Genomic DNA, 25387 nt, shown 5'->3' on the forward strand with positions numbered 1-25387 from the left:
CTTGGGGGATTAGTTACCTATTAGTTTTGGTAACTCTCTCATCGCTTGAAAGGACACTACACCAACTGTATTAGATTCCTCGTTAAGACGATTGAAAAAGAAAGTTTTCATGCCTGCTTCTATACCAGCCTGAACTCCCACTGGCCCATCATCTATAACGGAGCAGCTCTCAGGATGGTAGCCCATACTTTTTGCGGCATGTAGGTATATGCCTGGATCAGGCTTCCATATGCCTACTTCATATGAACGGAATAAATTATTTCCGAAATACTTAGATAGCCCACATATATCTAATGCATGCTTGATTTTTTGCAGGGGGCCGCTAGATACTACCGCTTTCTCACCATCAAGTGCCTCAAGAGCGTCTGCTACACCTTCAACAGGTTTTAACTCTCTGATAAAGAGTTTTGTGACTATATCGCGATAAGCTGCAACAAAATTGCTTTTCAGTTTGATATTATTCTCTTCTTCTAATAGGGATAGAATGCTTGCCAGTTTCCAACCCCGAAATCTTATGACCAGTTCATCAGCATCTAGTTTTATTCTGTAATTTTCGAACATCATAGCTAAGCCAATGCTGGAGAGGTGTTCGCTATCAACTAAGGTGCCATCGTTGTCAAAAAGCAGGCATTTACTCACGGACGAAGCTCGTATTGATTTTTTTCATGTTGCGCTATTATTCCATAGTGCGTTTATATAAATCATATATAAAGCCGCCGCCGCAACAGGCATGAAGTGCCACCAATAAGAGGAGGCGTCCCCTCCGAGGTTGTATTGGTATATAACAATGCCGGTAGCAAGTACGCTTACTGAGGGTAAGAAATACAGGGAGGCCGCAAGTATGAATGATGAGATCTTTGATAAGTTTCTTCTATTATTAATGCCGCCTACAGCAAATACAGCCATCATAAAAAGAAAACTGGAAAATGATAGTTGGAGAAATGAACCAATAACAACCCAAGTTAAAGACATGCTAATCTCTGCTCGTAAAGGCGAGTTTGAGTCCTAAAGCTGCGAAGCTACCAGCAAAGGCTCGTTGAATGATAACGCTAATTTTCTCTGAGTGAATAACATAATTTCGAATGACTGTTGCTAGTAAGCCATAAACAATGAAAACCAGAAAGGTCATAGCCATGAAGGCAAGTCCAAGAATCAGCATACTATCTACGGGGTTCTGTAATTGAGAGGGAATAAACTGGGGTAAGAATGCCAGGAAAAAGACGGTTAGCTTTGGGTTCAAAATGTTAATCATAAATCCCTTGAAAGCAATTGAAGTTAAACTCTGTTTCTTTTGATTTTCTTCTAGAGTCAGGGAACTGCTGGATTTAAGCATTGACCAAGCTAAGTACAATAAGTATGCAACTCCTGCATATTTTACAAACTGGAATGCTAATGCACTGGTATGAATAATTACGGATAGCCCCATTATACAAGCAAGGATAGAGGGGATGATGCCTAGCGTACAACCTAACGCTGCAGAAATACTTGCTCTTTTACCCTTAAATAGTCCCGCTGCAACTGTATATAGAACTCCCGTTCCTGGTATCAACACAACGATAAAAGAGGTAATCAAAAACTCAATGCTTATCATAAGGACAAGTCCTGACGTGAAATTATAGATTTAAATACTGGATTCAGGGATAACCCTTTTGAATGGTGGCCTCTCAATCTTCTTCAATTTTTAAGCTTACACCAGCTATTGGTGTTCCTGGGGGAAGGCCACTGAGTTGCTCATGTATCTGTCCTAACAGAACTAGATAGACTTCCCAAGATATAGATTGATAATTTTCTGTAATGTACTCCCCGCCCATTATCGGTGGATGGATTGGTGAATAGCAACAACCATTGAGTTAATGGTTGGTCCACTAACTCAAGTAATAATCTGTATTTAAACCAGTTGCCCGGAATATCTTTCATTGCTGCCATCATCTCTCGGAAAGCATTCCAGGATTTTGCGGCAAGTTCCATTTCGCCTGTGCCAGTATCTAGGAAATAGACACGTTCCCTGTTCAGTAGGCCTTCCTTCCTTTTGAAGAATAAATCTCCCTTGGAGGTCAGAAGGCACATGGAGGCCTTTTTGCCAACTAGCCATCTCCAGCATTCAAGGGCATCTCTTTTTCCTGGATCAGTAACTGGAGCAAAAATATCTACTTCATTATCCAGAGTGTATTTCTATATGCCTGCGGTAAAATTGCCCAAAACTCATGATTGATCTTAATCAAAGCCTCTGTCACACATCCATGGCGCTACGTCAAGATTTTTGTGGAGACAGCATTTCGCTTGCAGGTTGAGCGGAGCCGAACTCTTGTTGGCCCTTTCTCCAGAAATAAATGCTGATACAAAAAATAACTACAGGTAAAACCATACCAAATTCATTGAGATACCAACCTGAATCTGTGCTTTGTAGGGTCAAAGGATTAAAGAATTTTTGAATAAATGCATTGTGGCTCATGTGGAAAATAACGGCAGGCCAAACACTGTTAGTCTTTAATCTTACGTAGGTCATGTTGAATGACATTGACATTAAGCCTAGCGTAAAGAAAAACAACTGATAGCTGAGAGGGGCTGTTTCATTCCCGTAGACACCTGCTACCATCATGGGCCAATGCCAGGCGGCCCATATAAAGCCAGAGGTTAGTGCGATCCCTGAGAAGGACATAAGCTTTGAGAGCTCAGGTACAAGCAATCCACGCCATCCAATCTTCTCTCCTAAAACTCCAGGCAGTATCAATATAAAGCTGATACTTGCAGTAATTAAGAATCTAAAGAGGATTACACTGGTATCACTCCAGCCATCTACTTTATATCCTTCTCTTAGTGCCGTAACGTATTCTGAGTTATACCACTCCCCGAAACCTAAGATCCACATAATGAGGTAGGCAGCTGCTACATAACCCAAGGGTACCAAGTAGCTTAACCACTGATATCTCCAGCTTCCCCAAGACCATCCTAAGGAGCCCAGGCTCTTCTTGAATGTCAAGCATGTTATGATCGTGGCAAGCCCAACAGAAAGCATTAAGGGTACTGCGCTTTCCATGTGAAAAATTAGCCAGTATCCGATAGGGTAGAGGCTCGCTGTGAGAATTAAAAAAACAACGATAATTTTGAGCGAACTCAGCGATTCTTTCATCTAGATCGTTAACTCCGTGTTATCTTTAAAATGGCTAATCTGCAGTATGTCTATGTACGAAATAGGATATCTCTTGTACTGCTAATGAGTGAGGATTACAAGAGCCGTAAGGTTTTGAAGGTTGCCCTGCAGAGTACTGTTATGAGATTAGGTTAAATTTACAGTTTCTGAATCATATTTTCTAAATGCGGGTGGAATAGCCTATTAACTGTCTCTCGAATTAATATTTCTTGGATTTTTTACTGAGCTATTCGATCAGTTTTTCTCTACTCTAACCCAAGCGGTTTTGATCTTACCAGACGGGTCATTGTATCTTCTTGTAGATTCATTCAATGACATTCTGTATGGGATGTTTAGAGCTGTTAAAACAAGTGCGCTAGCCTCAGGTAAGTATTTTGTATTTCATAGAAGTTAGGTAATGACTGTAGCCGCCTGGTAAATAACTGCTAACCGAAGTAGTTGAGGTGATATATATGGTTGAATGTCTGTACACTTGCACAATGATGGGGCTACTTCCTCCTTTCTATAGCTTTATGCTTTTAAGTAACCTAGAGGTTAAAACATCGCTCGGAAAATGACGTATGGGTAGTGTCCGGCGGTTTAGTTATTGAGCCGTTTAATGTGAAGTGCTGTGCTGCTCCTGAGTTATAAAATGGCATTGGTTAATGTTGTTTCCACTCTATGGTATCGCCTAAATTTTGCTTTATATTTTCAAGCATTGCGACTCTGCTGGAATTGGGAAATTTTTGGATAAAAAAGTCGATTTGCTGTTTTGCTTTGGGTATGTCTTGGCGATAGATATGCAAGAATACATAACCAGACTCGACCTCATCGTTAAGATTGGGACTAAAATGTTCTTTTAGTATGGATAAGCTTTGCTCTGCTTTGTCTAAGTATGCGGGGCCAATTGACAGGTAGAAATAGGATGCTGAAAAGTTGCACATCACGGACTTTTTAAAAGTGTGAAGACACGCACTTAGGTTATTGAATGCTTTTTCCGCGCTACCCTCTACATCCATGTTGTGGCCCTGTCGGTAAAGTTCTGATAGCAGGTAAAGTGACTCTTCTGAGCCATTATGTACTGTGTTAAAAGCTTCTGCTTCGGAAACTAATGCAAGCCATTTTTGATAGATCAACTCTCTTTCTTTCTCATTTGTAAAACTGGGTGGGTATCCACCAATAAACTGATTGAGTTTTAATATATTCTGTCTAATATCCAGAAAGGACATCGTGGGTGAATCTATTACTGGGGGATTTAGTTCAAATATCCGTTCTTGGAGTATGGTGCCAGGGATGTTGACTTGAGATGAAGCGTTGGCAGATAGAAATGTGATGAAAATTAGTGCTAAAGATAACTTCATTATTCTGCCTCTTATATCCTTGTTGTAATGGTTCTCGACCTTTATGTAGTATAGGGGATAGCTATTGTTACTACATACCGATTTCTTAACCATCTAAATTTTTTCAGTCGTATATTAGCTTAATGATATTCATTCGTTGGAGTGGGTGGATACAGCACACTTGTACCGATTTGTACTCATGTCAAAGTGGATTGGCTTCTTGACGGAGCTCAAAGCTACAATCAAAATGCTCCCCCAGCAGTAATTAGCCGCAGTTTAGCTTTATGCGACTCAAGTCTTTATTAATAGTGTCCATGCTGACCCTCAGCGGGTGTTATGAAGTAACCCCTCAATCTTATGATCGCAGTGAGTGGCTGCCACGGTGGTCTGATGTCGATGGTGATTGCCAGAATACTCGCCAGGAGCTATTGATCCGTCTCTCTTTGGCTCCTGTTGCCTTCAGTAATGAGAAGAGCTGTACAGTGGTTACAGGCCTGTGGATGGACCCCTATACGGGACAGTTTTTTGAAAAAGCTTCGGACCTGGATGTGGAGCATATAGTACCGCTATCTTGGGCTCATAAGTACGGTGGTGCTAGCTGGAGCCGGGAGCAGCGCAAAGCTTTTGCAGAAGACCCTGCAAATTTGTGGCTGGTTGATGATGGCCACAATCGCAGTAAGGGAGATAAAGGGCCCGATCAGTGGCTGCCGCCCTATAAGCCAGCCCAAGCCATTTATATTCGTCAGTTTGAGGTTGTGGCCCGTAAGTATCGGCTTGGTGACTGAATACGACACTCTACCGTTAGAGCTGACAGTGAGCTGATTTTTAAGTAAATCGGCTCCTGATGGAAATCGCTGATCTCCGGATTATTTAGATCCTTCACTCCTTGTTCCCCATCCTATTATCTCCTTCGGCTTAATTGGCAATAGTGATATTTAGCTATCCACCTAACCAACAGGTCCTGGTATGAACGCTAGTCAGAAATGGCATTAATGTACATTTCGGTTAAAGCACTGTGACTTTCTTCTCTTGCTGAATATTCATTTCTGCGATTACTTGCTGCTTAGATAGGGTGGGGTGTTACGAATTTGGCTTCCTTGGGTTACATAATTAAAGTGATATTTACAGGCATTGAATTGAGTTCAAAGATGATAGGGGAGAGCTATGGATAGAGTTGCTGGTATCTCGGCGTTTGGCATGGGGTTAATTTATATTAGTGCGTTTGTATTCTTTGGTGCTTTTTGGTCTTTTCCATCGGATGGGAGCCCCATAGAAAAAATGATGTTCTTGGCAGAAAATCAACTGATTTTTAATATTGCCTATACCCTTATGTACTTGGTTTTTGCGATCTTTCTGGGCTGTGTGGTAGTTAGCTTATATGAAAAGCTAAAAAGTAAGAGGAGGGAGATAGCTGCATTGGCATCCTTGTTCGGAGCAGTCTGGGTGGGCCTTGTCATAGCGAGCGGCATGATCGCAAATATAGGGCTCGCCTATGCTTTGGGGCTTATGGAGGTCAGTGTTCAGCAGGCTTTCGATACCTGGGGAATAATATACTTGATGGTTGAGAGTCTTGGTGGTGGCAATGAGTTGGTGGGTGGACTTTGGGTTCTGCTAATTAGCATTGCTGCATTGCAAATTGGACTTTTTTCCCGGCCATTAAACTTTATCGGAGTGTTAGTGGGAGTGGCGGGAATTGCGACTATCTATCCGGACGATATCTTTACAGAAATATTCGGAATTTCCCAAATAGTCTGGTTTATTTGGTTAGGCTTCTTTTTCCTGAGGCTGGGTAGGCACAGTCAAAAATGGGAGGCAGCAAACTCTATTCCGACCGCTAATAGCTAAAGGTGTATATAGGTAAAGCCTGCTTCTTCACATGGAATGCGTCTGGACAATAAAGTTTGTATGCAAGTGGGTAAGAAAGTGTTTTTGATTTTCCCCAAAAAATGAAAAATGCGTCTATTCTTTCAATGGGCCAAGCATTCGTTGATTCAGTGTCTTGGCTTGCGTTTCCGCTGTCGTAAGGCTGGTGAATCCGGGGCTATTCCTTGCCTCGCTGTTTGTCGCAGTCATTTTAGTGACTTGCCGGCCAGTCCTCCCCGGCCCGTGGGTAGCGAGCGGATTGCACATTACCTGCAATTGATTCACGGGGTGATAACCCTGGATATTTTGGAGATCTAATTGTGAAAAGTAAGCAGTTCATTCTTCCTTTGGTAATTGCCAGTCTTGCTGCTTCTGCTGCCTTCGCGGATAACCATCCCAAGAAGCCGGCGAAAGACTGGACCTGTGCGGATTTCCTGGCTATCGACGATGAGTTTAAACCTAAAGCAGTTTATTGGGCTGCCGCCTACGCCAAGAAAGGCACGGAAGAGGGGGATATGCTGGATATTGAAGGCACAGAAAAAGTGACGCCGATGGTGATTACCGCCTGCACCAAAGCGCCAAAAGAATCTTTCTGGGCTAAGTTCAAAGATGAGTGGCACAAGGTGGGGATGCACCACAAGAAGGACAAAGCTGAAAAGCAGATGATGAAAATGCAGAAAAAAATGCAGGATGGCACTCAGATGAACAATAGTAATGGTGGCAGTGGCACAAACGGGACTAACCAGTAGGCGCTGTTCGTCAATACTTGCATTGCTATTGTTCTGGGCCCGGCTTGTGCCGGGCTTTGTCTATCCTGAGATGGAGATTCACCAACGAAATGGTTTCGGTTAGTATTTATGGTGAATGGACGAAAAGTAGGCAAATGGATTTGTGATATGGGAAAGACTGTAAGAAACGAAGCCAGGCGGGGGAGAACAATTAGCCGTTCTACCAGGCTCTTCTGGGGTGGGGTGCTGTTGGCTGGGTTATTCCTGGCGTTGTTTATGCATTCGTCAAAGGCAGTCGTTTGCTAATTTGCCTTGATATGTATGGCGCCCCCGGGTGGACTCGAACCACCAGTCCGGACTTAGGAGGTCCGTGGTTTATCCTGTTAACCGACGGGGGCGGGTGTCAGCACTGCTGAAGAGCGGCGCTATTCTAGCCTGTGGAAAGCCCTGTGTCATGTCATGCTTTTCACCATTAACTCACCTTCCATCAAATCGTACCAAGTTGCTGTGTCACTGAGGGTAACATTGGCGCCACTCGGTTACTGCTATTCCCGTCGTTCCCTTTTCTTAAAATTTTCGAAAAACCTTCATAAATCTGTCTTTTTTCTTCGCTACTTTGACTTCGAAATGGCGGTTTTTGCGGATAGCTTTGTTCGGGGATCAGTTGGAAAGTTTTGACGTAAAAGCCGTATTTCCACTTGATAAATTATTGCTTGACCACGATTGATTGAGCTGGATAACCTGCAATTGCACCCTTGGTGCGATAAGGATATTTCTGCTTTCTCTAATCAAGATTATGGAGTTTCGTATGAGCGGCCACGTTAACGAAAGACGCCTAGATTTTGATAATGTGGGTATTCCACAAATTGCAACTGAAGTGCTGAAGGAAGCTACCTCTCAGCCACCACGCGACGCACGTCGAATGGTAGAAGACAAATTGGAGGAAAAGCGTTTAAGGCGTGAATTAATGGATTATGATTTCGACTAACGAAATATGCTGAAACTTTAACGGCTACGGCCAGCTATGCAGGGTGCAGATAATAAATTAAAGTAATCTAAAAATAGGATTGCTTAAACTGTACTCTGCGTAGTTAATAGATTTTATTGAAAATTTGCCTTTCCTGCCCAAGTCACTTCTATTTTCCCCTGGCTTTTCTCTGTGCTTTTAAATCGTTGGGCTTTGTTTCCCCGTATTGTATTTTCACTAATTAAAGTTGTTAGGTTTATTATTTTTGCAATGGGCGCTATGGAGATAGGGAAGAAGGTGTGTAGGTACAGAGCCCGTAAGGGATGCGGGCTCTATCGTAGGTATTGAGTTGGCTGTAGCTACATATTTTGTGTGGCTGCAGAGTTGCCTCCAAACCAACCCAGCAGGCGCTTGAGTTTTGAAGCTAACTTGCCGCGCTTGGCCTTTCTGTTTTTGTCAGCATCGCTGACTAACCAGGCTACCTGGATAACCAATCTTTTACCTTCGAAAGGCAAGTGTCCGTGGAACGAGTTATCGGCTCGCTTAAATGCGGCCAGGGTACCGTACGAAGGTTTTACCTCTGGGGCTGCGGTATCTTCAAAGTTATCGCCGCTTTTTAAGAAGCGCAGGCAGCCTGTGCCGTCCAAGGACCACTCCGGGTTCAGGTAGAGCAGGGCGGTAGCAATTTTTGACTGTCCGTCGGTATGGATGCGGCCGTGGCGTTTCTTGAGTGTACGGCTAATGGAAACATAGGTTGGGTATTGAGAAAGATTCTCAATACCCAGGTTGTTGCCAATAGCATCGGCAAATTCCGGAGCCCTAAACTGTTCAATCAGTTCATTTATTGTGGTGCCACAACTGCTTCTATCGTAGGGAAGGTAGCCGGCCCCTTTAAGCTTTGGGAAGTCTTTGATAAAGGATGCCATCAGGTTCTCGGCCAGCAAGTTCTTGGCAACGAAGAAAGGAAATGGCTGTTGGTGAATCTGGCTTTCTTGGCCAATTAAAGTAGTAGCGTCGAGCCAGGGATCGATATGGGTGGCGAGATTGTTCATAGACACGCATCCTTACGAGCAGAAGAATTGGCCCTTTTGGGGGTCCAGCTTTATGTCGACTTCTGAGATTACCCACTTCCTTGAGGGTACAGCGAGAAACAGGTACTGAATCTCACGACGGTGTGAAAATACCAAAACTATAATTCAGTGCCAATTTAAATAGCGCTTTTCAGTGTGAATCAGTGGGCATTCTTGCGAAAGATCAAGGGTTGCTAAAATGTTGCTCGCTGAGACAATGCAATTAGCGCTGGTGCCGGTATAATGCCGTTCAGATTTGTCAGAGCGGTTTTATCCTGGAATGTCTGTGACCCCTAAGTCCCAAGTTGTGCTGCAAGTGAGAGATCTCGCCTGCGAAAGGGATGGTCGGCGCTTGTTTGAGGGCCTTCAGTTTTCTCTTCAAGCCGGCGCTGCAATTCAAATCAAAGGCAGTAATGGCGCGGGTAAAACGACCTTGCTACGCACTTTGATTGGCAGTAGCAGTGATTTCACTGGAGAGATCCTTTGGTGTGATACCGCCTACCCGCAATCGCTCTCGGCGATGCGTGAGTCCTTACTATATATCGGGCACAGGGGCGGAGTGCGTAGTGGCCTGACTCCGCTGGAAAACCTCACCTGGTATGGTGCTGACCATGAGGACGCGCTTAATGCGCTCGATAAAGTCGACCTGACCGGCTTTGAGGACAGCTTGTGCCACTCCCTTTCCGCCGGCCAGAATCGCCGTGTTGCCCTAGCGCGATTATTTCTACCTGATTCCCCTCGATTGTGGATACTCGATGAGCCACTGACCGCCCTCGACGTTGTGGGTGTTGCTGCATTGGAAGAGCAAATGGCGGTCCATCTTTATAGCGGTGGTTCAATTCTGCTGACCTCGCACCAACCTCTGTCATTAGCCGGACTCAGTGAGGTTAATTTGTCTGACTATTCAGTCTCTGAGCCTTTTGAGGATTTTGGGGGAGAGCATGTCGACAGTTGATGTCCAAACGCCGGTGAGCGAAGTGCGCAGTGGCCCCGGTTTTATGGCGCTGTTCCGGATTGAAATGCTCTTAGCGCTGAGAAAACGAGCAGATATTGCCAACCCCTTATTGTTTTTTGTGACGGTTTTAGCACTTTTGCCGTTAGGGGTAGGACCTGAGCCCGAACTTCTGGCAAAGATGGCTCCGGGCATGATCTGGGTAATGGCTCTACTGTCCACCATGCTATCCCAGGAAAGCCTTTTTAAAGGTGATTTCGAAGATGGCACCCTGGAGCAGCTCACCCTGTTACCACAACCGCTTTATTTTGCGGTTCTTGCAAAATCCCTGGTGCACTGGATTGCCACAGGCTTGCCGCTGGCATTGCTGTCGCCGCTGCTCGCCTTAATGCTGAATCTGCCCGTGGATGGTTATGTTTGTTTGCTGGTTTCCCTATTGCTGGGAACTGCGAGTTTGAGTTTGATCGGGGCCATTGGTGCGGCGCTCACTGTTGCCTTGCGCCGCCCCGGTTTGCTCTTGGCACTAATTGTTATGCCGCTGTATGTGCCCGTGCTAATCTTCGGCACCGGCGCAGTACAGGCGGCAATTGATGGCTATGCCTACAGCGCCCAACTGGCGATATTGGCAGCACTCCTAGCGGCTGCTGCGGCACTGGCGCCACTCGCTGCTGCGGGTGCAATACGTATTAGCCTGGATAATTGATTTGGAGGTCTTTCTTGGCTTGGCAATGGTTTCACCGCCTGGGTTCGCCCCGCTGGTTCTATCAAAAAACTGAAGCCTGGCTGCCATGGCTGGCGCTGGCTAGTGTTGTATTGCTCGCTGTAGGCAGTGTTTGGGGCCTAGGTTTTGCCCCAGAAGATGCCAAGCAGGGCAATAGTTACCGCATTATCTTTATCCATGTACCCGCCGCCTTCCTGGCTCTGGCCGGTTACTACATTATGGCGATCAGCGGTGCTATCGGCTTGATCTGGAAGATGAAGCTCTCCTTTGCCGTGATGCGCGCTGCCGCGCCGATCGGTGCGGTATTGACCTTTGTCTCGCTATTTACCGGTGCTGTGTGGGGTAAACCTACCTGGGGTGCTTACTGGGTATGGGATGCCCGCATTACTTCAATGCTGATACTCCTGTTTCTCTATGTCGGCGTTATGGCACTTACCCACGCAGTGAACCGGGAGCAAGTCGCCGACAAAGCTTCTGCGCTGCTGGCCCTGGTGGGCACCGTGAATATCCCGATTATTTACAAGTCCGTAGACTGGTGGTTTACCTTGCACCAGCCCGCGACCATTCGCCTGACCGAATCCAGCAGTATTGATCCGAGCATGTTCTACCCGTTGCTGACCATGATTATCGGTTTCTACTGTATGTATGCCTGGACCCTGCTGACTCACACCCGCACTCTGCTGCTCAAGCGCGAGATGCGCACCAAGTGGGTACAGGAAGAACTGGCGGGAGGTCGATAAAGTGGAGTTTCAATTTGCCAACCTGGCTGATTTCCTGACGATGGACGGCCACGGTGTATTTGTGTGGGTGTCCTACGCGGTGACTTTCCTGAGTCTCGCGGGGATGGCTCTCTACCCTTACATTGCCCGCCGCGGCCTGAAGGCAGAGCTGGTGCGACAGCAGAAAATTGCCCAGCGCCGCCGCCAGGCAGTGAGTGAGCGCACAGTAACCACAAAGAAAGAAACAGCAGAGGAACCGGCTTAATTTCAATTTGCCGGGTTCCAGCGGATAGGGCGATGGAGAACCTATCAGCGCAATAGAATTAAATAGTTATGGAGTAGGACTTAGACAATGCACCCTGTACGCAAGCAACGCCTGATACTCGTACTTGTCCTGGTGGTATTGTCCAGTGCAGCAGTAGGTTTTGTAGCCTATGCGATGCGCGGCAATATCGATTATTTCTATGCCCCCAAGGCCTTTGCAGCGGGTGAAGTCCCGGTGGAAAAGCGGATTCGCGCGGGAGGCTGTGTTGTCCCGGGCAGTGTGCAGCGAACTACTGATAGCCTGGAAGTCCAGTTTGTGATTACTGATGGCGAGGCTCAACTCTCCGTAGTCTTTGACAAAATCCTGCCGGATCTATTTGCCGAAGGCGAAGCAGCAGTGATTACCGGCCAGTTGATGCCAAGCGGTGTTCTGCGTGCGGACCAGGTTCTGGCCAAGCACGATGAAACTTATACGCCACCTGAAGTAGCCGACACCATGGTTTCCCATGAAGGTTGTTCCGATGGAGCGAAAATATGATCCCTGAGCTGGGCCATTTTGCGTTAATTGTCGGCTTGCTGCTTTCGGTTGCTCTCGCAACAGTGCCGATGGCCGGTAGCTATTCATCGCGCCCTGTGTGGATGGATGCGGGGCGTCCGCTGGCTCTGGGTATTTTTGCGTTCGTTCTGATCGCTTTTGCCTGCCTGACCACTTCTTTTGTGCAAAGTGATTTCACGGTTAATTACGTAGCACAGAACTCCAACAGTATCCTGCCGGTTTATTACAAAGTTACCGCTGTATGGGGTGGGCATGAGGGCTCCATTCTGTTGTGGCTTTTGATTCAGGCTGGTTGGGCTGCGGCAGTAGCGCTGTTTGGTAAGCAGCTGCCCCCAGAGCTTTCCGCGCGGGTTTTATCCGTACTCGGTTTTGTACTGATCGGGTTTTTCCTGTTTATTCTATTTACCTCCAACCCATTTGATCGCACCCTGCCATTCCCGCCGATGGAAGGTTCTGACCTGAACCCGCTGTTGCAGGACCCGGGTATGATTTTCCATCCGCCCTTGCTTTATATGGGGTATGTGGGTTTCTCGGTTGCCTTTGCTTTTGCTATTGCGGCACTGCTCGGTGGCCAGTTGGACGCGGTGTGGGCCCGTTGGGCAAGACCCTGGACGGCTGTGGCTTGGGGCTTCCTGACTTTGGGTATTGCCCTGGGTAGCTGGTGGGCTTATTACGAGCTGGGCTGGGGTGGCTGGTGGTTCTGGGACCCGGTTGAGAATGCATCCCTGATGCCTTGGTTGGTGGGGACTGCCTTGATGCACTCCTTGGCGGTAACTGAGAAGCGTGGGCTGTTTAAGAGCTGGACTATCCTGCTGGCGATTTTCGCTTTCAGTCTCAGCCTGCTCGGCACCTTCCTGGTGCGCTCAGGGGTGATTACCTCGGTGCATGCATTTGCTACTGACCCACTGCGAGGCAGCTTTATTCTGGGCTTCCTGGCTGTAATTGTCGGCACTTCGCTGCTGTTATTTGCCCTGCGCGCACCGACAGTCAGCGCTCGCAGTGTTTTCTCTTTCCGCTCTTTGGAAACCTTCCTGCTTGGCAATAACATCCTGTTGATGCTGATTATGGGCATGGTTTTGACCGGTACTCTTTACCCGCTTCTGGCCGACGCCATGAACTGGGGCAAGGTGAGTGTGGGCCCGCCCTTCTTTAATCTTTTCTTCGTGCCACTGATGGTTGTTCTCTGCCTGTTGGTGGGTATGGGCGTGCGCGCCAACTGGAAAGACAGCCGCTGGGACAAACTGCTGAGCGCATGGCGTTTGCCATTTGTCGCTTCGTTGGTAGTTGCGTTGCTGTGGACCCTGGCCCTGGGAGACTTCCACTGGGGAGCGGCGCTGGGAATCTTTATTGGTATCTGGGTCTTTGCTTCCAGCATCGCTGATATCGTGGCTAAAACCCGCAACTCCAGCTCATTCTTTGCCGGCCTTAAGCGTCAGAGAGCCAGTTACTACGGTATGCATATCGCACATATCGGCCTGGCAGTTTCGGTGTTGGGGGTAGTACTGACCACCGTTTACAGCATTGAGGAAGATGTGCGTATGGGTGCTGGGGACAGTTTCCAGGTTTCCGGTTACGACTTCAAATTTGACGGTGTTCGTATGGTTCAGGGGCCTAATTACCGAGCCTTTGAAGGTGTATTGCATGTCAGCAAGGACGGGAAGTCGGTTGCAGAGCTGCATCCCCAGAAACGCAATTACCTCTCTGGTGGCAACACCATGACAGAGGCGGCGATCGATACCGGACTCTTCCGCGATATTTATGTGGCCCTCGGTGAGCCGATGGACAGGTCTAACCCAAGCGGTGATTGGGCTGTGCGACTTCAGTACAAAGCCTTTGTGGTATGGATTTGGCTGGGCTCGCTTTTGATGGCGATCGGTGGAGCTATTGCTGTAGCGGATAAGCGCTATCGCAAAGCGAAAGCCGCTAAACCTGTAGATGTAGAAGTTACAGGCAATGTTGCTACGGCGTAATAGTTGGAAAGGATAATGTCTAGACTCAAACTCTTTTTGCCCCTGGTAATATTTGTCGTGTTGGCCCTGTTATTTTGGAGGGGCCTCTACCTGAATCCACAGGAAATGCCATCGGCCCTGCTGAATAAACCTGTGCCGGAATTCTCTTTGCAAAAAGTGGCGGATAACAGCCAAATTGTAGAGAAGAAAGATCTTCCCAATGGCCCGCATTTGATGAATGTGTGGGCCACTTGGTGTGTAGCTTGCCGGGTAGAGCACCCCTATTTGAATGCTCTGGCTGAGCAGGGTGTGCCGATCGTTGGCGTTAACCTCAAAGATGAGGATGAGGCAGCAATCAAGTGGTTGGAAAAATTCCACAATCCCTACTTGTATAGCCTCGCCGATAGAGATGGCCGTTTGGCTCTGGACCTCGGTGTTTTCGGTGCGCCGGAAACTTTCCTGGTGGATTCCGAGGGAACTATTCGCTGCAAACACGTTGGCGTTGTCGACAATAAAGTCTGGCAGACCAAGCTCCAGCCTTTGTACGAAAAATTAAAAAACCAGCGCTGGGACGATATTGTCGGTGAGTTATCAGATTCCCTCATCTCCCGTTGTCAGTGAGACAGAAGAAAAGAAGAGCCGTTTTATTTGTTGGCTGGGGCCAGTAGAGAATAAAGCGGCTTTTCAGCAACAGCTGGAAACTGTCCGCGCTCAATATCCCGATGCAAGCCACCACTGTACCGCGTTGGTGATCGGCAACCCTTCCAACCCGGAAGTAATGCAAGCAGATGACGACGGCGAGCCCGGTGGTAGCGCTGGGCGGCCAATGCTGGAATTGCTGCTGAAACAGGGTGTCGGTAATGTGGGCGCTATAGTGACCCGCTATTTTGGTGGTACCAAGCTTGGGGTGGGTGGCTTGATGCGCGCCTATCGCGGTGCGGTAGGTGCCGCGCTGCAAGATATTCCGTTGCAGCCCTTTGTTCCCCTAATGCATGTTTCGGTTTGCTGTGATTTTGCCCAGGAAGCTCGCCTGCGCTTTTTGGTGGGGCGTCACCAGGGGAGTTGTGGCCAGGCGGAATATGCCAGTGATGTCACCGTGCCAATTTCACTCCCCCAGGATCACTGGTCGCAATTGCAGGTGCAACTATTGGCAGAGGGCTTTCAGCTTCTCGATGATCAATAGTTCTTTCAAATGATGCCGTATTTGGCGAGCTTGGCTATCTCAGCCCCGGAATAGCCAAGCTCAGCCAGGATATCCTTGGTGTCTTCTCCCAGGGTAGGTGCCCGCTTGAAATTAACCATCTCTCCATCACAGCGAATTGACGGTGCCAGTATTTTAATATCCTTGCCGTGATCACCGGGTATTGTTTGGATGCGGTCGGTATCGGAAACAAAGGGGTTTGTTAGCGCCTGCTCAACGTCATATACCGGTGCGGCTGGCACTTGGCTAGCTAAAATTTTTAGCCACTCTACGGTATCTTTTTTTGACAGTATCTCATCCAGTATTTCGGTTAACTCCGATTGGTTTTTCCTGCGCTCCCTGAAATTTACAAACTTGGGTGCGTCAGCTAATTCCGGATGTTCAATACATTGACACAGGGATTTCCAGAACTTTTCCTTATTGCACATCAGGTAAATCCAGTCGTCCTTTGTCTTATAAAGTTGACAAGGGCTTAGGGAAAAGTGTGCTGATCGCGGCACCCGCTTTTGATTGTGCCCCGCATTTAACTGCCACATGGCCACATAACTTAAATTATATAAAGCGTTATCAAAAAGGCTGACATCGATATCTCGCCCCTTGCCAGTTTCCCTGGCATTAAGTACACCAGAAACAACGGCCAGCGCGAGAGCCACCCCGGTGGATAAATCCACCAGGGACAGGCCGCACCGGGTAGGTGGACTGTCAGGTTCACCAGTTAGCTTGAAATAGCCTGCCTCTGCCTGCACGGGGTAATCATATCCCGGCCACTTGGCCCTATCGCCACTGCGGCCGTAGGCAGTCAAGTGGGCGCAAACGATTTTGGGGTTCAGCTTTCCCAGTGTTTTGTAAGTAATACCCAGCTTGCCCGGTACGTCTCCCCGTAGATTGTCGGTCAGTGCATCTGCACTAAGAATTAATTTGTGCAAGATTTCCTGCCCTTGTGAAGAGGAAAGGTTGAGGGATAAGCTGCGTTTGTTGTGATTGAAAGCCTGGAAAAAAAGGCTGCTGTTATCCCCTGGTTCATTTTCCAAGAAGTAAGGGCCTACGGTACGGCCTACATCTCCCCCGTGGGATATATCTTCGACCTTGATGATTTCCGCTCCCAGATTTGCCAGATATAAGGTGCCAAAAGGGCCTGCACCATATTGTTCCACCGCCACAATCCGAAAACCTGAGAGAGGTAACATGTCGGAATAATCCACTAAATATAGATACGCCGTATTCCTCAGCATAGAGCAGGAGTCGTAAATTAGATGGGATTGTCTGGTAGATATTGGGAATAGTCGGTCACCCGTATTTTAGTGACCCTCTGACAGGCAGGGCTCACTGAAGGTGAGTGTCGCGATTTAATACAGAGTTGCTAGTCTTTTGGGTGAGCTACTGGATTGGCTTGGAATCCGGTTGTAGAGAAGGGCACCGGGAACGGATATCCGGCTATCTGTCAATTTGTTGAGAGGACGCCGCTAGATGGGTAGTGTCATTAACAGAAGCAAGTATTTTCGCAGTGTCCTGTTTGTCCCTGCGACACGGCCGGATCGCTATGAAAAAGCAATGGCCAGCGGAGCCGATATTGCCTGTGTGGATTTGGAAAATGCCGTTTCCCTGGAAGATAAAGATACTGCAAGGGAGCAGGTGGTCAATTTCTTTACAGGAAAAGATATTGTTCCCACTCAGCGCGCGTTGAGAATCAACCAGCTCGACAGCGACTGCGGCATCAAGGATATGTTGATGCTGCTAGATCTGCCGCAACTGCCAGATGTTGTGATCCTTCCCAAGGTTCAATCAGCAGAAGAAGTGATTGGTTTTTGCCAGGTTATGGCCCCCTCCCATAAAACGATTCGAATAATAGCCCTGATTGAATCCCCAAAAGGTTTGGAGAATGCGTTGAGTATTGCCCAGGTAGAGGAGGTGGTTTGCTTGGCCTTTGGCGCGGCTGATTACAGTGCAACAGTGGGGTCAGATATGAGCTGGGATGCACTTTTATATGGCAGGGGGCGGCTGGTTCAGGCTGCTGCATTTGCCGGCATTGATGCTGTAGATGGCCCCTATTTGGAACTGGATGATGAAAGAAGCCTAATTGAGGAAACACAGAGGGTCTCCGCCCTCGGGTTTTCTGGAAAAATAGCCATCCATCCCAAGCAAATTAAACCGATTCACCAAGGGTTGGCACCATCGAGTGAGGCGCTCTCTCATGCTCAGCGAGTACTGAAAGCTTATAAAGAGAATCATGGTGGAGTTCTTGTAGTTGATGGACAGATGGTGGATATGCCCGTGGTTGAGCGGGCACTGAAAACTGTGGCGGCCTCGAAGGGATTGTGACCGTACTGTAGCAGAGCCAAACTCACCGGAGCCTTTCGGTAAGGCAAGAGGTTTCTATGCCCCGCTATCATTTTCCCGCATATATAAAGGCCGGCAAAAATCGCTACCGAGAGCGTTACGGTCTCGATTTTGAAGACTTTAAGGTAGGGCAGGTTTTTCACCATAGGCCCGGCGTTACCATTAGCCAGCACGATAATAAGGAAGAGTGCGTCAAGACCTTAAATCAAGCCATGCTGCATTTTGATGAGTGTTACACCGCCCAAACTGAATTCGGTAAGCCGTTAATCGATACTACTTTAGCTGTTCAACAGCTAATGGGCTTGATCTGGAAGACCTACAATCGACGGAAAAAAATTGTTGGTTGGAGAAAAATTTCCATGGTGGCACCAGCTTATGGCGGTGATACCTTGTATTCTGAGAGTAAGGTTCTCGAAGTCCAGGCAGGTAGTGAGTATGACGACGCGGGGCTGGTAGAAATTGTTATATATGGAAAGAATCAAGACAAGAAGACTATTTGCGAAATACAGTGTGACATGTTGATCTTCAAACGCAATCACCTGCCTTTCTCTGCGAACGGCTACTAAATTTCCATTTTCCATATTTAGGTGACCTCAATGAAAGAGTCATTTAACTTTTTGCGGGAAGTAGAAGATAACGTTTATATAGAAACGGTCGGAATAGACTTTGAAGATTTTGAAGTGGGGCAAATATTCGAGCATCGTCCAGGTCGAACCTTCACTGAAGCTAGCTGTGTCGACTATGCACTTCGCTCATTCGATCTCAGCCCGTTTATCACTGATAAGGTTTATGCGCGTCGAGTTTATGGTGATAGGCAGCGAGTATTGGAGACATTTGTTTTAAGCGCAATGGCGCATACAACTAGGACGTTTGGAAAGGTTGTAGCTAACTTGGAGATGAGTGATTGTGAGTTGCAGCCAGTTTATGTAGGAGATACTTTATACTTCGAGTCTGAGATACTTTCCAAGAGGGAGTCAAAATCAAGGCCTGAGCAGGGGCTGCTCAGCATATATTCCCGCGCTCAAAATCAACATGGTGAATGGGTTTGTGCCTACAAGCGAACGTTACTTGTTTATCGTAAGAACTTTGGTCCCTATAAAGCTGCGGGATACTGATTTTGCAGCCTAGCCAAGCGCTTCTTTTTCCTACTCCGGTTTGTCGAAAGTGGTATAGCGTACGTAGTAAAATTCTAGAAGTCCTCCAGTATAGCGATGGATCGAAAAGAGCATTCTAATACCTCGCTGCTTACACCATTGTAAAATGTGCATAAATGAAGTGATCTATGCAAATTTGCATATGTCGTCAAAACGAGGAAAATATTGGTATATTGTACGGCAGTAAGATGTCTTTAGGGGCACTTTTGTACAAAGTGGCAAATAACTTTCTTGGTTGACCTTCAGGATGAATATCTAAACTCAGTGGGTAGCAATAGAGCGCTAGTAGAAATAGACAAAGGGAATTGCGCACTGGCTCAGAGATACTGAGAATGTCAGTTCACACATCTGTCATGTCAGAAGATACTGTTAGGCAGGTTACGCTTAGTAAATGCTGATGCTATCTTTTTTCTGAGGGGACAGTCCTTCGAGCCTCCTGTATGATTTGTTGGCATTAAGTGACTATGGTAGATAGATCGACATTGTTGAAAGAACTTAGAATTTCCTGTGATCCAGATTTTGGCATGTGTTTAGAGCTTTTTAGTTGGGATCATCTCGATTATATCGAGGATACTTTAGCTGAGCACTTCGATATTGTGTACGAGTTCAAAATACAAGATTCGGAGAACTCTAGGTACGCGTTATTATTTGGCAATAGTGTAGAAGAGAGTGTCCTGGAAAATGCCTTATTGGCTATAAATCGCTATCATGCGTATTCCCGACAACTTTACGTCACGATGTAGGGTGTTATTTGATAAGTTGATGCTGTGTTTTTTGACCCCATGAGTCTCCATTGGACAATCCGGTAGCGCTGGCTTGTCTGAGATGTGGGTGTTTGTTTTTTTACAGGATGGAGTGAGTTTTGGGTAATCGGGATTTGATATTCATTAGGCAGGCAATGCTGATACCTGTGTTTGCACTGTATAATATTTTCTTGGGGTTATTTTTGCCAGGCTATAGTATTGTGACTCAGCATATTAGTGAGTTAGCATTGGAATCACCTTTCTTTTCATATTCACATAGGCTTACAGATATATTGATTGGTCTTTCTATGTGTATATTTTCTCTGCCTTGTTTGTCACTCGCAAAGGCTAAATTTACTTTTTTAACGATGTTTGCATTTGGTGTAACATGGATTTTTGCGGGGCTCTTTATTATGAATAGCCCATTACATGATGTATATGGACTAACAAGTATCTTAATGGTTGTCCCTGTTATATTTGCTTTGGAGATGCGCAATTATTATATCTCAAAGAAATTCCAGGATTTATGCGTACTTGTAACCTTGATTCACGTTGTTTTCTTTTGGTTTTTTAGTTATGGATATATGCCTGTTGAATACAAAGGAGTGACACAAAGGATTTGGGTGGCAGTTACTTTGATATGGTATGGCCTGGCAGCTTATCAGCTTTCATCGTCGGCCAAAAAGAAGGTGCATGAACAAGTTGCGTCATATTCTATGCCTATTACGTAATGCGTTAAGGTATCAAATCAGATGAATCAAGAATCGTAGGAATTTACTCAAAAAGTAATCTACTTGTGGGAGACAGAAAGAGTGTCAATTTAAAGAAAAAATTCCAATATAACAAAGTTGGGAAAATAGTTTAAAAAATTTAGAGAGAGCAAAATTTGGATATTCAGATACGCAAAGAGAGAAAAAGAGATATTGAGCCAATCCACAGAGTCACTACCTTGGCTTTTCGGGACGCTCCGTATACAGCTCACTCTGAGCAGTTTATCGTGAAGGCCCTTCGCCAAGCTGACGCATTATTAATATCAAAGGTGGCTGAAGTGGATGAAGATATTATAGGCCACATTGCCATTTCTCCAGTTGTTATTTCTGACGGCTCAGCCAACTGGTTCGGGCTCGGGCCGATTTCAGTACTACCTGAGTATCAAGGAAGAGGCGTTGGCTCAAAGCTTGTTCGGAGCGTCCTGGTTGACCTCAAAGAACAAGGTGCGGCAGGCTGCGTTGTACTGGGGGAGCCTGCTTATTACGGGCGTTTTGGCTTCAAAGTTATTGAAGGGCTGGTTTTACCCGATGTACCCGTAGAGTACTTCCAGGCATTGTCGTTTGATGACGATTTTCCAAGTGGAGAGGTTGTATATCACAAAGCATTCTCGGCACGAGCTTAACTGCCAGTTGCACTGCGATGGACCTTCCACCGTTTTACAGATAGAAAAGGGCGGACGAGTAAAATTGTATGTTCCATAGGCATGACAGTGAAAATACTAGCAAATACGTATCCAGCTTTTGAGAGACGCTAAATTTACTCAGGTAGGGGCGTGGTTGTGGATATGCGTCAGAATAGGAAAGTTATCTCTACCGAAATTAATAAGCTGGTAGAATTTATATTAAGTGATACGAGAGTGGGTCCATGAGTATAGAAATTAGACATAGTAGAAAAGAAGATATTCCTGAAATTAAAGATATATATGCTCAGTCTTCCTGCTATGCGGGAACACTTCAAGTTCCATACCCTTCAATAGATAAATGGGAAAAGTTTCTGGGGAATATCCCCGATAACTTTTATAGCATTGTAGCTGTTCTAGATGGGATGATTGTCGGACAAGTTGGAATGGAGGTGTTCTCGAATCCAAGGCGAAAGCATGTCTCAAATATAGGTATGGCAGTAAGTGAAGAGCATCAAAAGAATGGGGTTGGCTCAAAGCTTTTGGAGGCGATGCTCAACCTATCTATTAACTGGCTTGCCGTTCGCCGTATAGAGTTAGAGGTTTATACTGACAATGAACAGGCTATAGGTCTATATAAGAAGTATGGATTTGAGGTCGAAGGAACTGCAAAAAATTATGCATTTCGAAATGGTGAGTATGCTGATGTCTATTTGATGGCTAAGGTGATTTAGCTCAATATAACTTAGTGGTTGAAGGCTATATACTAGGAAAAATGAGGTTGCTATAACTGTTGATACGTATGCCCTCTAGTACCTGTGAGAGGAGGGATGCCTTTATTTTGGTTTATGAACATGGAGTCTTGGTCAAGGATGTCTGAAATTAATATTCGCTCTGCGAATGAGCGGGATCTAGCTAGGTGCTTTGAGATTGAATCTGTATCTTATGCTGGTAACGAGGCAGCAACAAAAGAAAAGATTTTAAAGCGAATTTTGACTTACCCCGAAGGTTTCCTTGTTATAGAGAATAATAAGGAAGTTATAGGTTTTATAAATTCAGGAGCAACTCACGACGTAGAGTTATCTAACGAAGAGTTTAAAGAGCTGGTGGGGCATGATTCGAATGGAGAAAACATTGTTATTATGTCACTGGTGGTTCACCCTAATTATCAAGGTAAGGGTATGGCAAATAAGCTATTGAACAGCTTTATTAGCTCTATGAGTGAGCTAGGGAAAAAGAGAATTTATCTGATATGTCAGGATGAGCTTGTTGGTATGTATTCTAAATATGGATTTATTCATCAAGGTAAATCTGATTCTACTCATGGTGGCTTGAGTTGGCATGAGATGTTTCTTACGCTCTAAAGTAAATAAATTTAACATCGTTGTGTTTTCTTATTTTCTTTTTGGGATCGTTGTGAATTCAGACCATATCTATTGGAATGAATTGCTTGCAAATAGAATCTGCACCAAAAACTGAAGAAGTTGGCACTGTTTTGCCAGTGCCGCTATAACATCAGGGGATCGGCAACTTAAATATGTCTGAAGTACGATTACATAGCACTTTGCTTTAATTCCATTCCCATACTGTAAGAGGTGCTGAATAGATGGCGACGTCTGACAACGGCTTCAGAAAGCATCTCTAACGCCTGATAAGTATCCTTCCAGCCGATACAAGCATCAGTAACCGATTGTCCGTAAGTCATTTTGTCCCAGGGACAAATTTTTTGGCTTCCTTCTTCGAGGAAGCTCTCAATCATTACTGCTGAAATATTTCTTTGCCCTGTACTAATTTGATCGCAGAGAGATTTTGCAACACCCATTTGATTGCTGTGTATTTTCTGACTGTTGCCGTGGCTGCAATCCACCATAATGCCGGTGGGGAGCGATGCATAGTCAAGCTGAGATATCGCCTGTTCTATGTCCTCAGTATGGTAATTGGGCTTTCTTCCTCCACGAAGAATTAAGTGGCAGTTAGGGTTGCCTGTAGACTGAACAGCTTCAAGTTTTCCATTGTGGATTGTGGTACAGAATATCTGTTGAGATTGAGCTGCCTGAATTGCATCGATTGCAACTTTGACATTTCCGTCAGTACTGTTTTTAAATCCGATAGGGCAGGGAAGTGCAGAGGCTAATTCCCGATGTGTTTGTGACTCCGTGGTACGAGCGCCGATAGCTCCCCAGGAAATCAAGTCTGCTATGTAGAGAGCATTCAGAGGGCACAGGAATTCAGTGGCAGTACCTAGTCCCAGTGCATTGATGTTGAGCAATAACTCCCTGGCTTTGGTGAGCCCGGTATGCATATCGGCGCTGCCATCCAAATGAGGATCATAAATAAAGCCTTTCCAGCCTACGGTGGTACGCGGTTTCTCAAAATAGGTACGCATGACAAGACAAAGACTGCTTTCAAACTGGTTTTGAATTTCGGACAGTTTTTGCGCATAGTCTAGCGCAGCTTCAGGGTCGTGAATTGAGCACGGACCGACTACAACCAGTAGGCGGTCATCTTCACCGCTTAGTATTCTGGCAACCTGGTGGCGAGTTCGCTCGATCGCTAAAGCGGTATCAGACGGGCAGGGCATTTTTTGGATTAGCTCGTCATTACCCGGGAGTTTTATATGAGTCCGTGCGCTCAGAATAGCTGGAACGTCAGACATAAAATGGTCCTTCTCTTCTTAACGGAAGTGCTGTCGGTATAGTGGGTGGTGATTAATATTCAACGATACTTAATATGCCGCCTTGATGGGGTTGATAGGTGGCTGTATAGGTGCTTCCACTGAGAACTCTGGGGGAGAGGTCCTGCAAAATTCTTAGTTCTAACTTTTGTTGCTGGGGCGATAGTGCAGTAATTTCAGCATCCAGAAAGTCAAAGTACTTTCCGACTTTTGGGTATAGCGCCTTGAAAAGGCTTTCTTTCACTGAGAAAGCTATTATTAGCCACTGTTCCAGAGGAAAACCGCTCTCTGTTAGTAGCCTTACTTCTGAATTACTGACTATATTGTGTTTGATTTCTTCGGCAGTTTTATCTGAAATAATTGTTTCAAAATCAATTCCAAGCCCTTTAGACGTAGTGCTGGCTGCACAGATTGCTCGGTTGCTAGCATGGGTAATAGAAGCTTGTACACCATTTGGCCATACTGGACAGCGGTTTTTTCCTACAGGGATTTCTTTTACCGGCATACCAAGCTTGCTGAGAGCAAAGTGAGCACAGGCTCGCCCAGCAAGAAACTCGGCCTGTCGGGATGGGACTGCGTTGTTTAATGCATCTGAAAAAGGAATATTAAGCAGTTCAAAAAATGAGTCACAATAGTTTCTCACGCTAAAAGTGGTTTCTATCAGGCAACCAGAAAAGTGATTGGGCTCTATATTTTGAAACCCACCTAAAAACGTAGATATTGAGTTGTAACTATCATTAAAGGGGGCCTGGTTCATGATGTCGTAGCTTCTTCAGTATCTATATTTTTTCGTCTTGGGGGAGGTGCTTGGCGGAGAGGTTCTTCTCTGTGATTTTTTTTCATATACAGTACTCTTTAAGTCATTTGATCCTAGAGAGCTAGCGGTAACAATACCAACTGTTGCAGAAAAAAATAAAGAGCCCCGGTCATAGAGACAAGTATTTTATCTAGAATACTAACCCCAAAATTATCAAAGGTATTACCTGTGAAATATTGGGTAGCCCATAGGTTGTTTGTTCGACCATGGTGTCGTATTTGATTCTTATCATCAATGTGAATTAGCGTCGCTTCCCAGTTAGAACCGATCCATGATTTTGTGATTGGAATTAGGCGATAGCTGCCTATCCATTGCTTCTTTACCTCCGAACTCTGCGACTGACTGCCAAGCCCAAAAAGAATTGGAGCGGTGAATGAAAATAAATTTGAGTTCATGACAGCAGTAATGACAGTCCCTGTGTTTCTAAGCTTAAGCAATAAATACAGGGTCTATCCCCGATATTAATTTTTAAGAAGAAGTAATGATGGGTCGCTAGGCTACCTCAGTTAGGTGTCAAACGCAAATAAAAATTATTATCATTTAGGGTTTTGGTGAAGTGGCGCCTTGTTTTCCTCCAAGCCTGGGGCTTCGTTGATCTTTAGCTTATGGCGCTGACTATTTTTTATCCACTGCTTCCTATGTGGGATTGTGAAGCAATGGATTTTCTGCAGAAATTAACTAGCGGGTAGCTCAGGTTACTACTGGTAGCTTCAAGTGGCTTTATGAGTAGGTGTCGCGGGTTGTTTGCCAAGGCTAAGACGGCAGGAATTCGCAATTCTGTGGGGGCGCTTACCTCTACCTCCCCCTATAGC

The 25387-nt window shown here is 45.9% G+C and carries 29 protein-coding genes and 1 tRNA gene; 20 read left to right on the forward strand and 10 right to left on the reverse strand.

What is annotated here, in order from left to right; all coding sequences use genetic code 11:
• Positions 1-9: 9 nt before the first annotated feature.
• From ACJJIZ_RS10100 to ACJJIZ_RS10120, 5 genes are all read right to left on the reverse strand, one after another.
• Positions 10-639 (reverse strand): HAD-IA family hydrolase, encoded by a 630-nt coding sequence (locus tag ACJJIZ_RS10100; protein WP_444916047.1) that lies wholly within the window; start codon positions 637-639, stop codon positions 10-12.
• A gap of 24 nt (positions 640-663) precedes the next feature.
• Complete coding sequence (locus ACJJIZ_RS10105; protein ID WP_444916048.1) at positions 664-972, reverse strand: hypothetical protein; 309 nt, start codon at positions 970-972, stop codon at positions 664-666.
• Between the two features lies 1 nt (position 973).
• Complete coding sequence (locus tag ACJJIZ_RS10110; protein WP_444916049.1) at positions 974-1591, reverse strand: LysE family translocator; 618 nt, start codon at positions 1589-1591, stop codon at positions 974-976.
• A 660-nt stretch (positions 1592-2251) separates the two neighbouring features.
• A complete protein-coding gene (locus ACJJIZ_RS10115) occupies positions 2252-3130 on the reverse strand; it encodes a CPBP family intramembrane glutamic endopeptidase (RefSeq protein ID WP_444916050.1) in 879 nt (292 codons plus the stop codon).
• A 662-nt stretch (positions 3131-3792) separates the two neighbouring features.
• The gene (locus ACJJIZ_RS10120; protein WP_444916051.1) at positions 3793-4491 is read right to left on the reverse strand and encodes a hypothetical protein; all 699 of its coding nucleotides are present in this window, start codon (positions 4489-4491) and stop codon (positions 3793-3795) included.
• A 263-nt stretch (positions 4492-4754) separates the two neighbouring features.
• Here ACJJIZ_RS10120 and ACJJIZ_RS10125 point away from each other — a divergent pair, with 263 nt between their 5' ends.
• The 4 genes from ACJJIZ_RS10125 (at position 4755) to hdeA (ending at position 7082) form a co-directional block, all read left to right on the forward strand.
• Positions 4755-5255, forward strand: a complete 501-nt coding sequence (locus ACJJIZ_RS10125; protein ID WP_444916052.1) for an HNH endonuclease family protein — start codon at positions 4755-4757, stop codon at positions 5253-5255.
• A gap of 379 nt (positions 5256-5634) precedes the next feature.
• A complete protein-coding gene (locus ACJJIZ_RS10130) occupies positions 5635-6315 on the forward strand; it encodes a hypothetical protein (protein ID WP_444916053.1) in 681 nt (226 codons plus the stop codon).
• Positions 6316-6423: 108 nt separating this feature from the next.
• Positions 6424-6651: a hypothetical protein gene (locus tag ACJJIZ_RS10135; protein ID WP_444916054.1), complete on the forward strand. Its 228-nt coding sequence runs from the start codon at positions 6424-6426 to the stop codon at positions 6649-6651.
• Positions 6652-6653: 2 nt separating this feature from the next.
• Entirely contained in the window at positions 6654-7082 is a 429-nt protein-coding gene (gene hdeA / locus ACJJIZ_RS10140; RefSeq protein ID WP_282933522.1) for an acid-activated periplasmic chaperone HdeA, read from the forward strand.
• A gap of 301 nt (positions 7083-7383) precedes the next feature.
• Here the strand turns inward: hdeA and ACJJIZ_RS10145 are convergent.
• Positions 7384-7459, reverse strand: a tRNA-Arg gene (locus tag ACJJIZ_RS10145).
• Positions 7460-7869: 410 nt separating this feature from the next.
• Between ACJJIZ_RS10145 and ACJJIZ_RS10150 the strand changes: the two genes are divergently transcribed.
• Complete coding sequence (locus tag ACJJIZ_RS10150; RefSeq protein WP_108735213.1) at positions 7870-8049, forward strand: PA3496 family putative envelope integrity protein; 180 nt, start codon at positions 7870-7872, stop codon at positions 8047-8049.
• A 338-nt stretch (positions 8050-8387) separates the two neighbouring features.
• Here the strand turns inward: ACJJIZ_RS10150 and ACJJIZ_RS10155 are convergent, their stop codons facing one another.
• Positions 8388-9080: a 2OG-Fe(II) oxygenase gene (locus ACJJIZ_RS10155; RefSeq protein WP_413665103.1), complete on the reverse strand. Its 693-nt coding sequence runs from the start codon at positions 9078-9080 to the stop codon at positions 8388-8390.
• 298 nt (positions 9081-9378) lie between these two features.
• On the opposite strand from ACJJIZ_RS10155, the gene ccmA reads away from it, so the two are divergent.
• The 8 genes from ccmA to ACJJIZ_RS10195 all read left to right on the forward strand — a co-directional run bounded on the left by ccmA (position 9379) and on the right by ACJJIZ_RS10195 (position 15442).
• A complete protein-coding gene (ccmA, locus tag ACJJIZ_RS10160) occupies positions 9379-10053 on the forward strand; it encodes a cytochrome c biogenesis heme-transporting ATPase CcmA (RefSeq protein ID WP_413665104.1) in 675 nt (224 codons plus the stop codon).
• Positions 10040-10753: a heme exporter protein CcmB gene (gene ccmB, locus ACJJIZ_RS10165; RefSeq protein WP_282933519.1), complete on the forward strand. Its 714-nt coding sequence runs from the start codon at positions 10040-10042 to the stop codon at positions 10751-10753. The genes ccmA and ccmB overlap by 14 nt, the downstream gene beginning before the upstream one ends.
• 14 nt (positions 10754-10767) lie before the next feature.
• A complete protein-coding gene (locus tag ACJJIZ_RS10170; RefSeq protein WP_282933518.1) occupies positions 10768-11511 on the forward strand; it encodes a heme ABC transporter permease in 744 nt (247 codons plus the stop codon).
• Position 11512: 1 nt separating this feature from the next.
• Entirely contained in the window at positions 11513-11755 is a 243-nt protein-coding gene (ccmD, locus tag ACJJIZ_RS10175; protein WP_444912610.1) for a heme exporter protein CcmD, read from the forward strand.
• A gap of 87 nt (positions 11756-11842) precedes the next feature.
• Entirely contained in the window at positions 11843-12292 is a 450-nt protein-coding gene (locus ACJJIZ_RS10180; protein ID WP_282933516.1) for a cytochrome c maturation protein CcmE, read from the forward strand.
• Positions 12289-14280: a heme lyase CcmF/NrfE family subunit gene (locus tag ACJJIZ_RS10185; RefSeq protein WP_444916055.1), complete on the forward strand. Its 1992-nt coding sequence runs from the start codon at positions 12289-12291 to the stop codon at positions 14278-14280. Before ACJJIZ_RS10180 ends, ACJJIZ_RS10185 begins: the two co-directional genes overlap by 4 nt.
• Positions 14281-14295: 15 nt before the next feature.
• Positions 14296-14880, forward strand: a complete 585-nt coding sequence (locus ACJJIZ_RS10190; protein WP_444896644.1) for a DsbE family thiol:disulfide interchange protein — start codon at positions 14296-14298, stop codon at positions 14878-14880.
• On the forward strand, positions 14843-15442 hold the full coding sequence (locus tag ACJJIZ_RS10195) for an IMPACT family protein (RefSeq protein ID WP_444916056.1): 600 nt from the start codon (positions 14843-14845) through the stop codon (positions 15440-15442). Before ACJJIZ_RS10190 ends, ACJJIZ_RS10195 begins: the two co-directional genes overlap by 38 nt.
• 5 nt (positions 15443-15447) lie before the next feature.
• Here ACJJIZ_RS10195 and ACJJIZ_RS10200 read toward each other — a convergent pair whose 3' ends face one another.
• Entirely contained in the window at positions 15448-16647 is a 1200-nt protein-coding gene (locus ACJJIZ_RS10200; protein WP_444916057.1) for a CaiB/BaiF CoA transferase family protein, read from the reverse strand.
• A gap of 280 nt (positions 16648-16927) precedes the next feature.
• Between ACJJIZ_RS10200 and ACJJIZ_RS10205 the strand changes: the two genes are divergently transcribed.
• The 7 genes from ACJJIZ_RS10205 to ACJJIZ_RS10235 all read left to right on the forward strand — a co-directional run bounded on the left by ACJJIZ_RS10205 (position 16928) and on the right by ACJJIZ_RS10235 (position 22448).
• Positions 16928-17779 carry an HpcH/HpaI aldolase/citrate lyase family protein gene (locus tag ACJJIZ_RS10205; RefSeq protein WP_413665111.1) on the forward strand — a complete coding sequence of 284 codons (852 nt, stop codon included), beginning with the start codon at positions 16928-16930 and terminating at the stop codon, positions 17777-17779.
• Between the two features lie 56 nt (positions 17780-17835).
• The gene (locus ACJJIZ_RS10210) at positions 17836-18363 is read left to right on the forward strand and encodes a MaoC family dehydratase (RefSeq protein WP_444916058.1); all 528 of its coding nucleotides are present in this window, start codon (positions 17836-17838) and stop codon (positions 18361-18363) included.
• A gap of 30 nt (positions 18364-18393) precedes the next feature.
• On the forward strand, positions 18394-18912 hold the full coding sequence (locus tag ACJJIZ_RS10215) for a MaoC family dehydratase (protein ID WP_413665113.1): 519 nt from the start codon (positions 18394-18396) through the stop codon (positions 18910-18912).
• A 901-nt stretch (positions 18913-19813) separates the two neighbouring features.
• Entirely contained in the window at positions 19814-20425 is a 612-nt protein-coding gene (locus ACJJIZ_RS10220) for a DUF998 domain-containing protein (protein WP_444916059.1), read from the forward strand.
• 155 nt (positions 20426-20580) lie between these two features.
• Complete coding sequence (locus tag ACJJIZ_RS10225; RefSeq protein ID WP_444916060.1) at positions 20581-21087, forward strand: GNAT family N-acetyltransferase; 507 nt, start codon at positions 20581-20583, stop codon at positions 21085-21087.
• A 242-nt stretch (positions 21088-21329) separates the two neighbouring features.
• Entirely contained in the window at positions 21330-21818 is a 489-nt protein-coding gene (locus ACJJIZ_RS10230; RefSeq protein ID WP_444916061.1) for a GNAT family N-acetyltransferase, read from the forward strand.
• Between the two features lie 138 nt (positions 21819-21956).
• Positions 21957-22448, forward strand: coding sequence for a GNAT family N-acetyltransferase (locus tag ACJJIZ_RS10235; protein ID WP_444916062.1), 492 nt, complete (start codon positions 21957-21959; stop codon positions 22446-22448).
• A gap of 188 nt (positions 22449-22636) precedes the next feature.
• Here the strand turns inward: ACJJIZ_RS10235 and ACJJIZ_RS10240 are convergent, their stop codons facing one another.
• Positions 22637-23740: a 3-deoxy-7-phosphoheptulonate synthase gene (locus tag ACJJIZ_RS10240; RefSeq protein ID WP_444916063.1), complete on the reverse strand. Its 1104-nt coding sequence runs from the start codon at positions 23738-23740 to the stop codon at positions 22637-22639.
• A 52-nt stretch (positions 23741-23792) separates the two neighbouring features.
• Positions 23793-24515, reverse strand: coding sequence for a 4'-phosphopantetheinyl transferase family protein (locus ACJJIZ_RS10245; protein WP_444916064.1), 723 nt, complete (start codon positions 24513-24515; stop codon positions 23793-23795).
• Between the last annotated feature and the right edge of the window lie 872 nt (positions 24516-25387).

This window comes from Microbulbifer maximicatervae (SeqCode) (genome assembly GCF_052467225.1).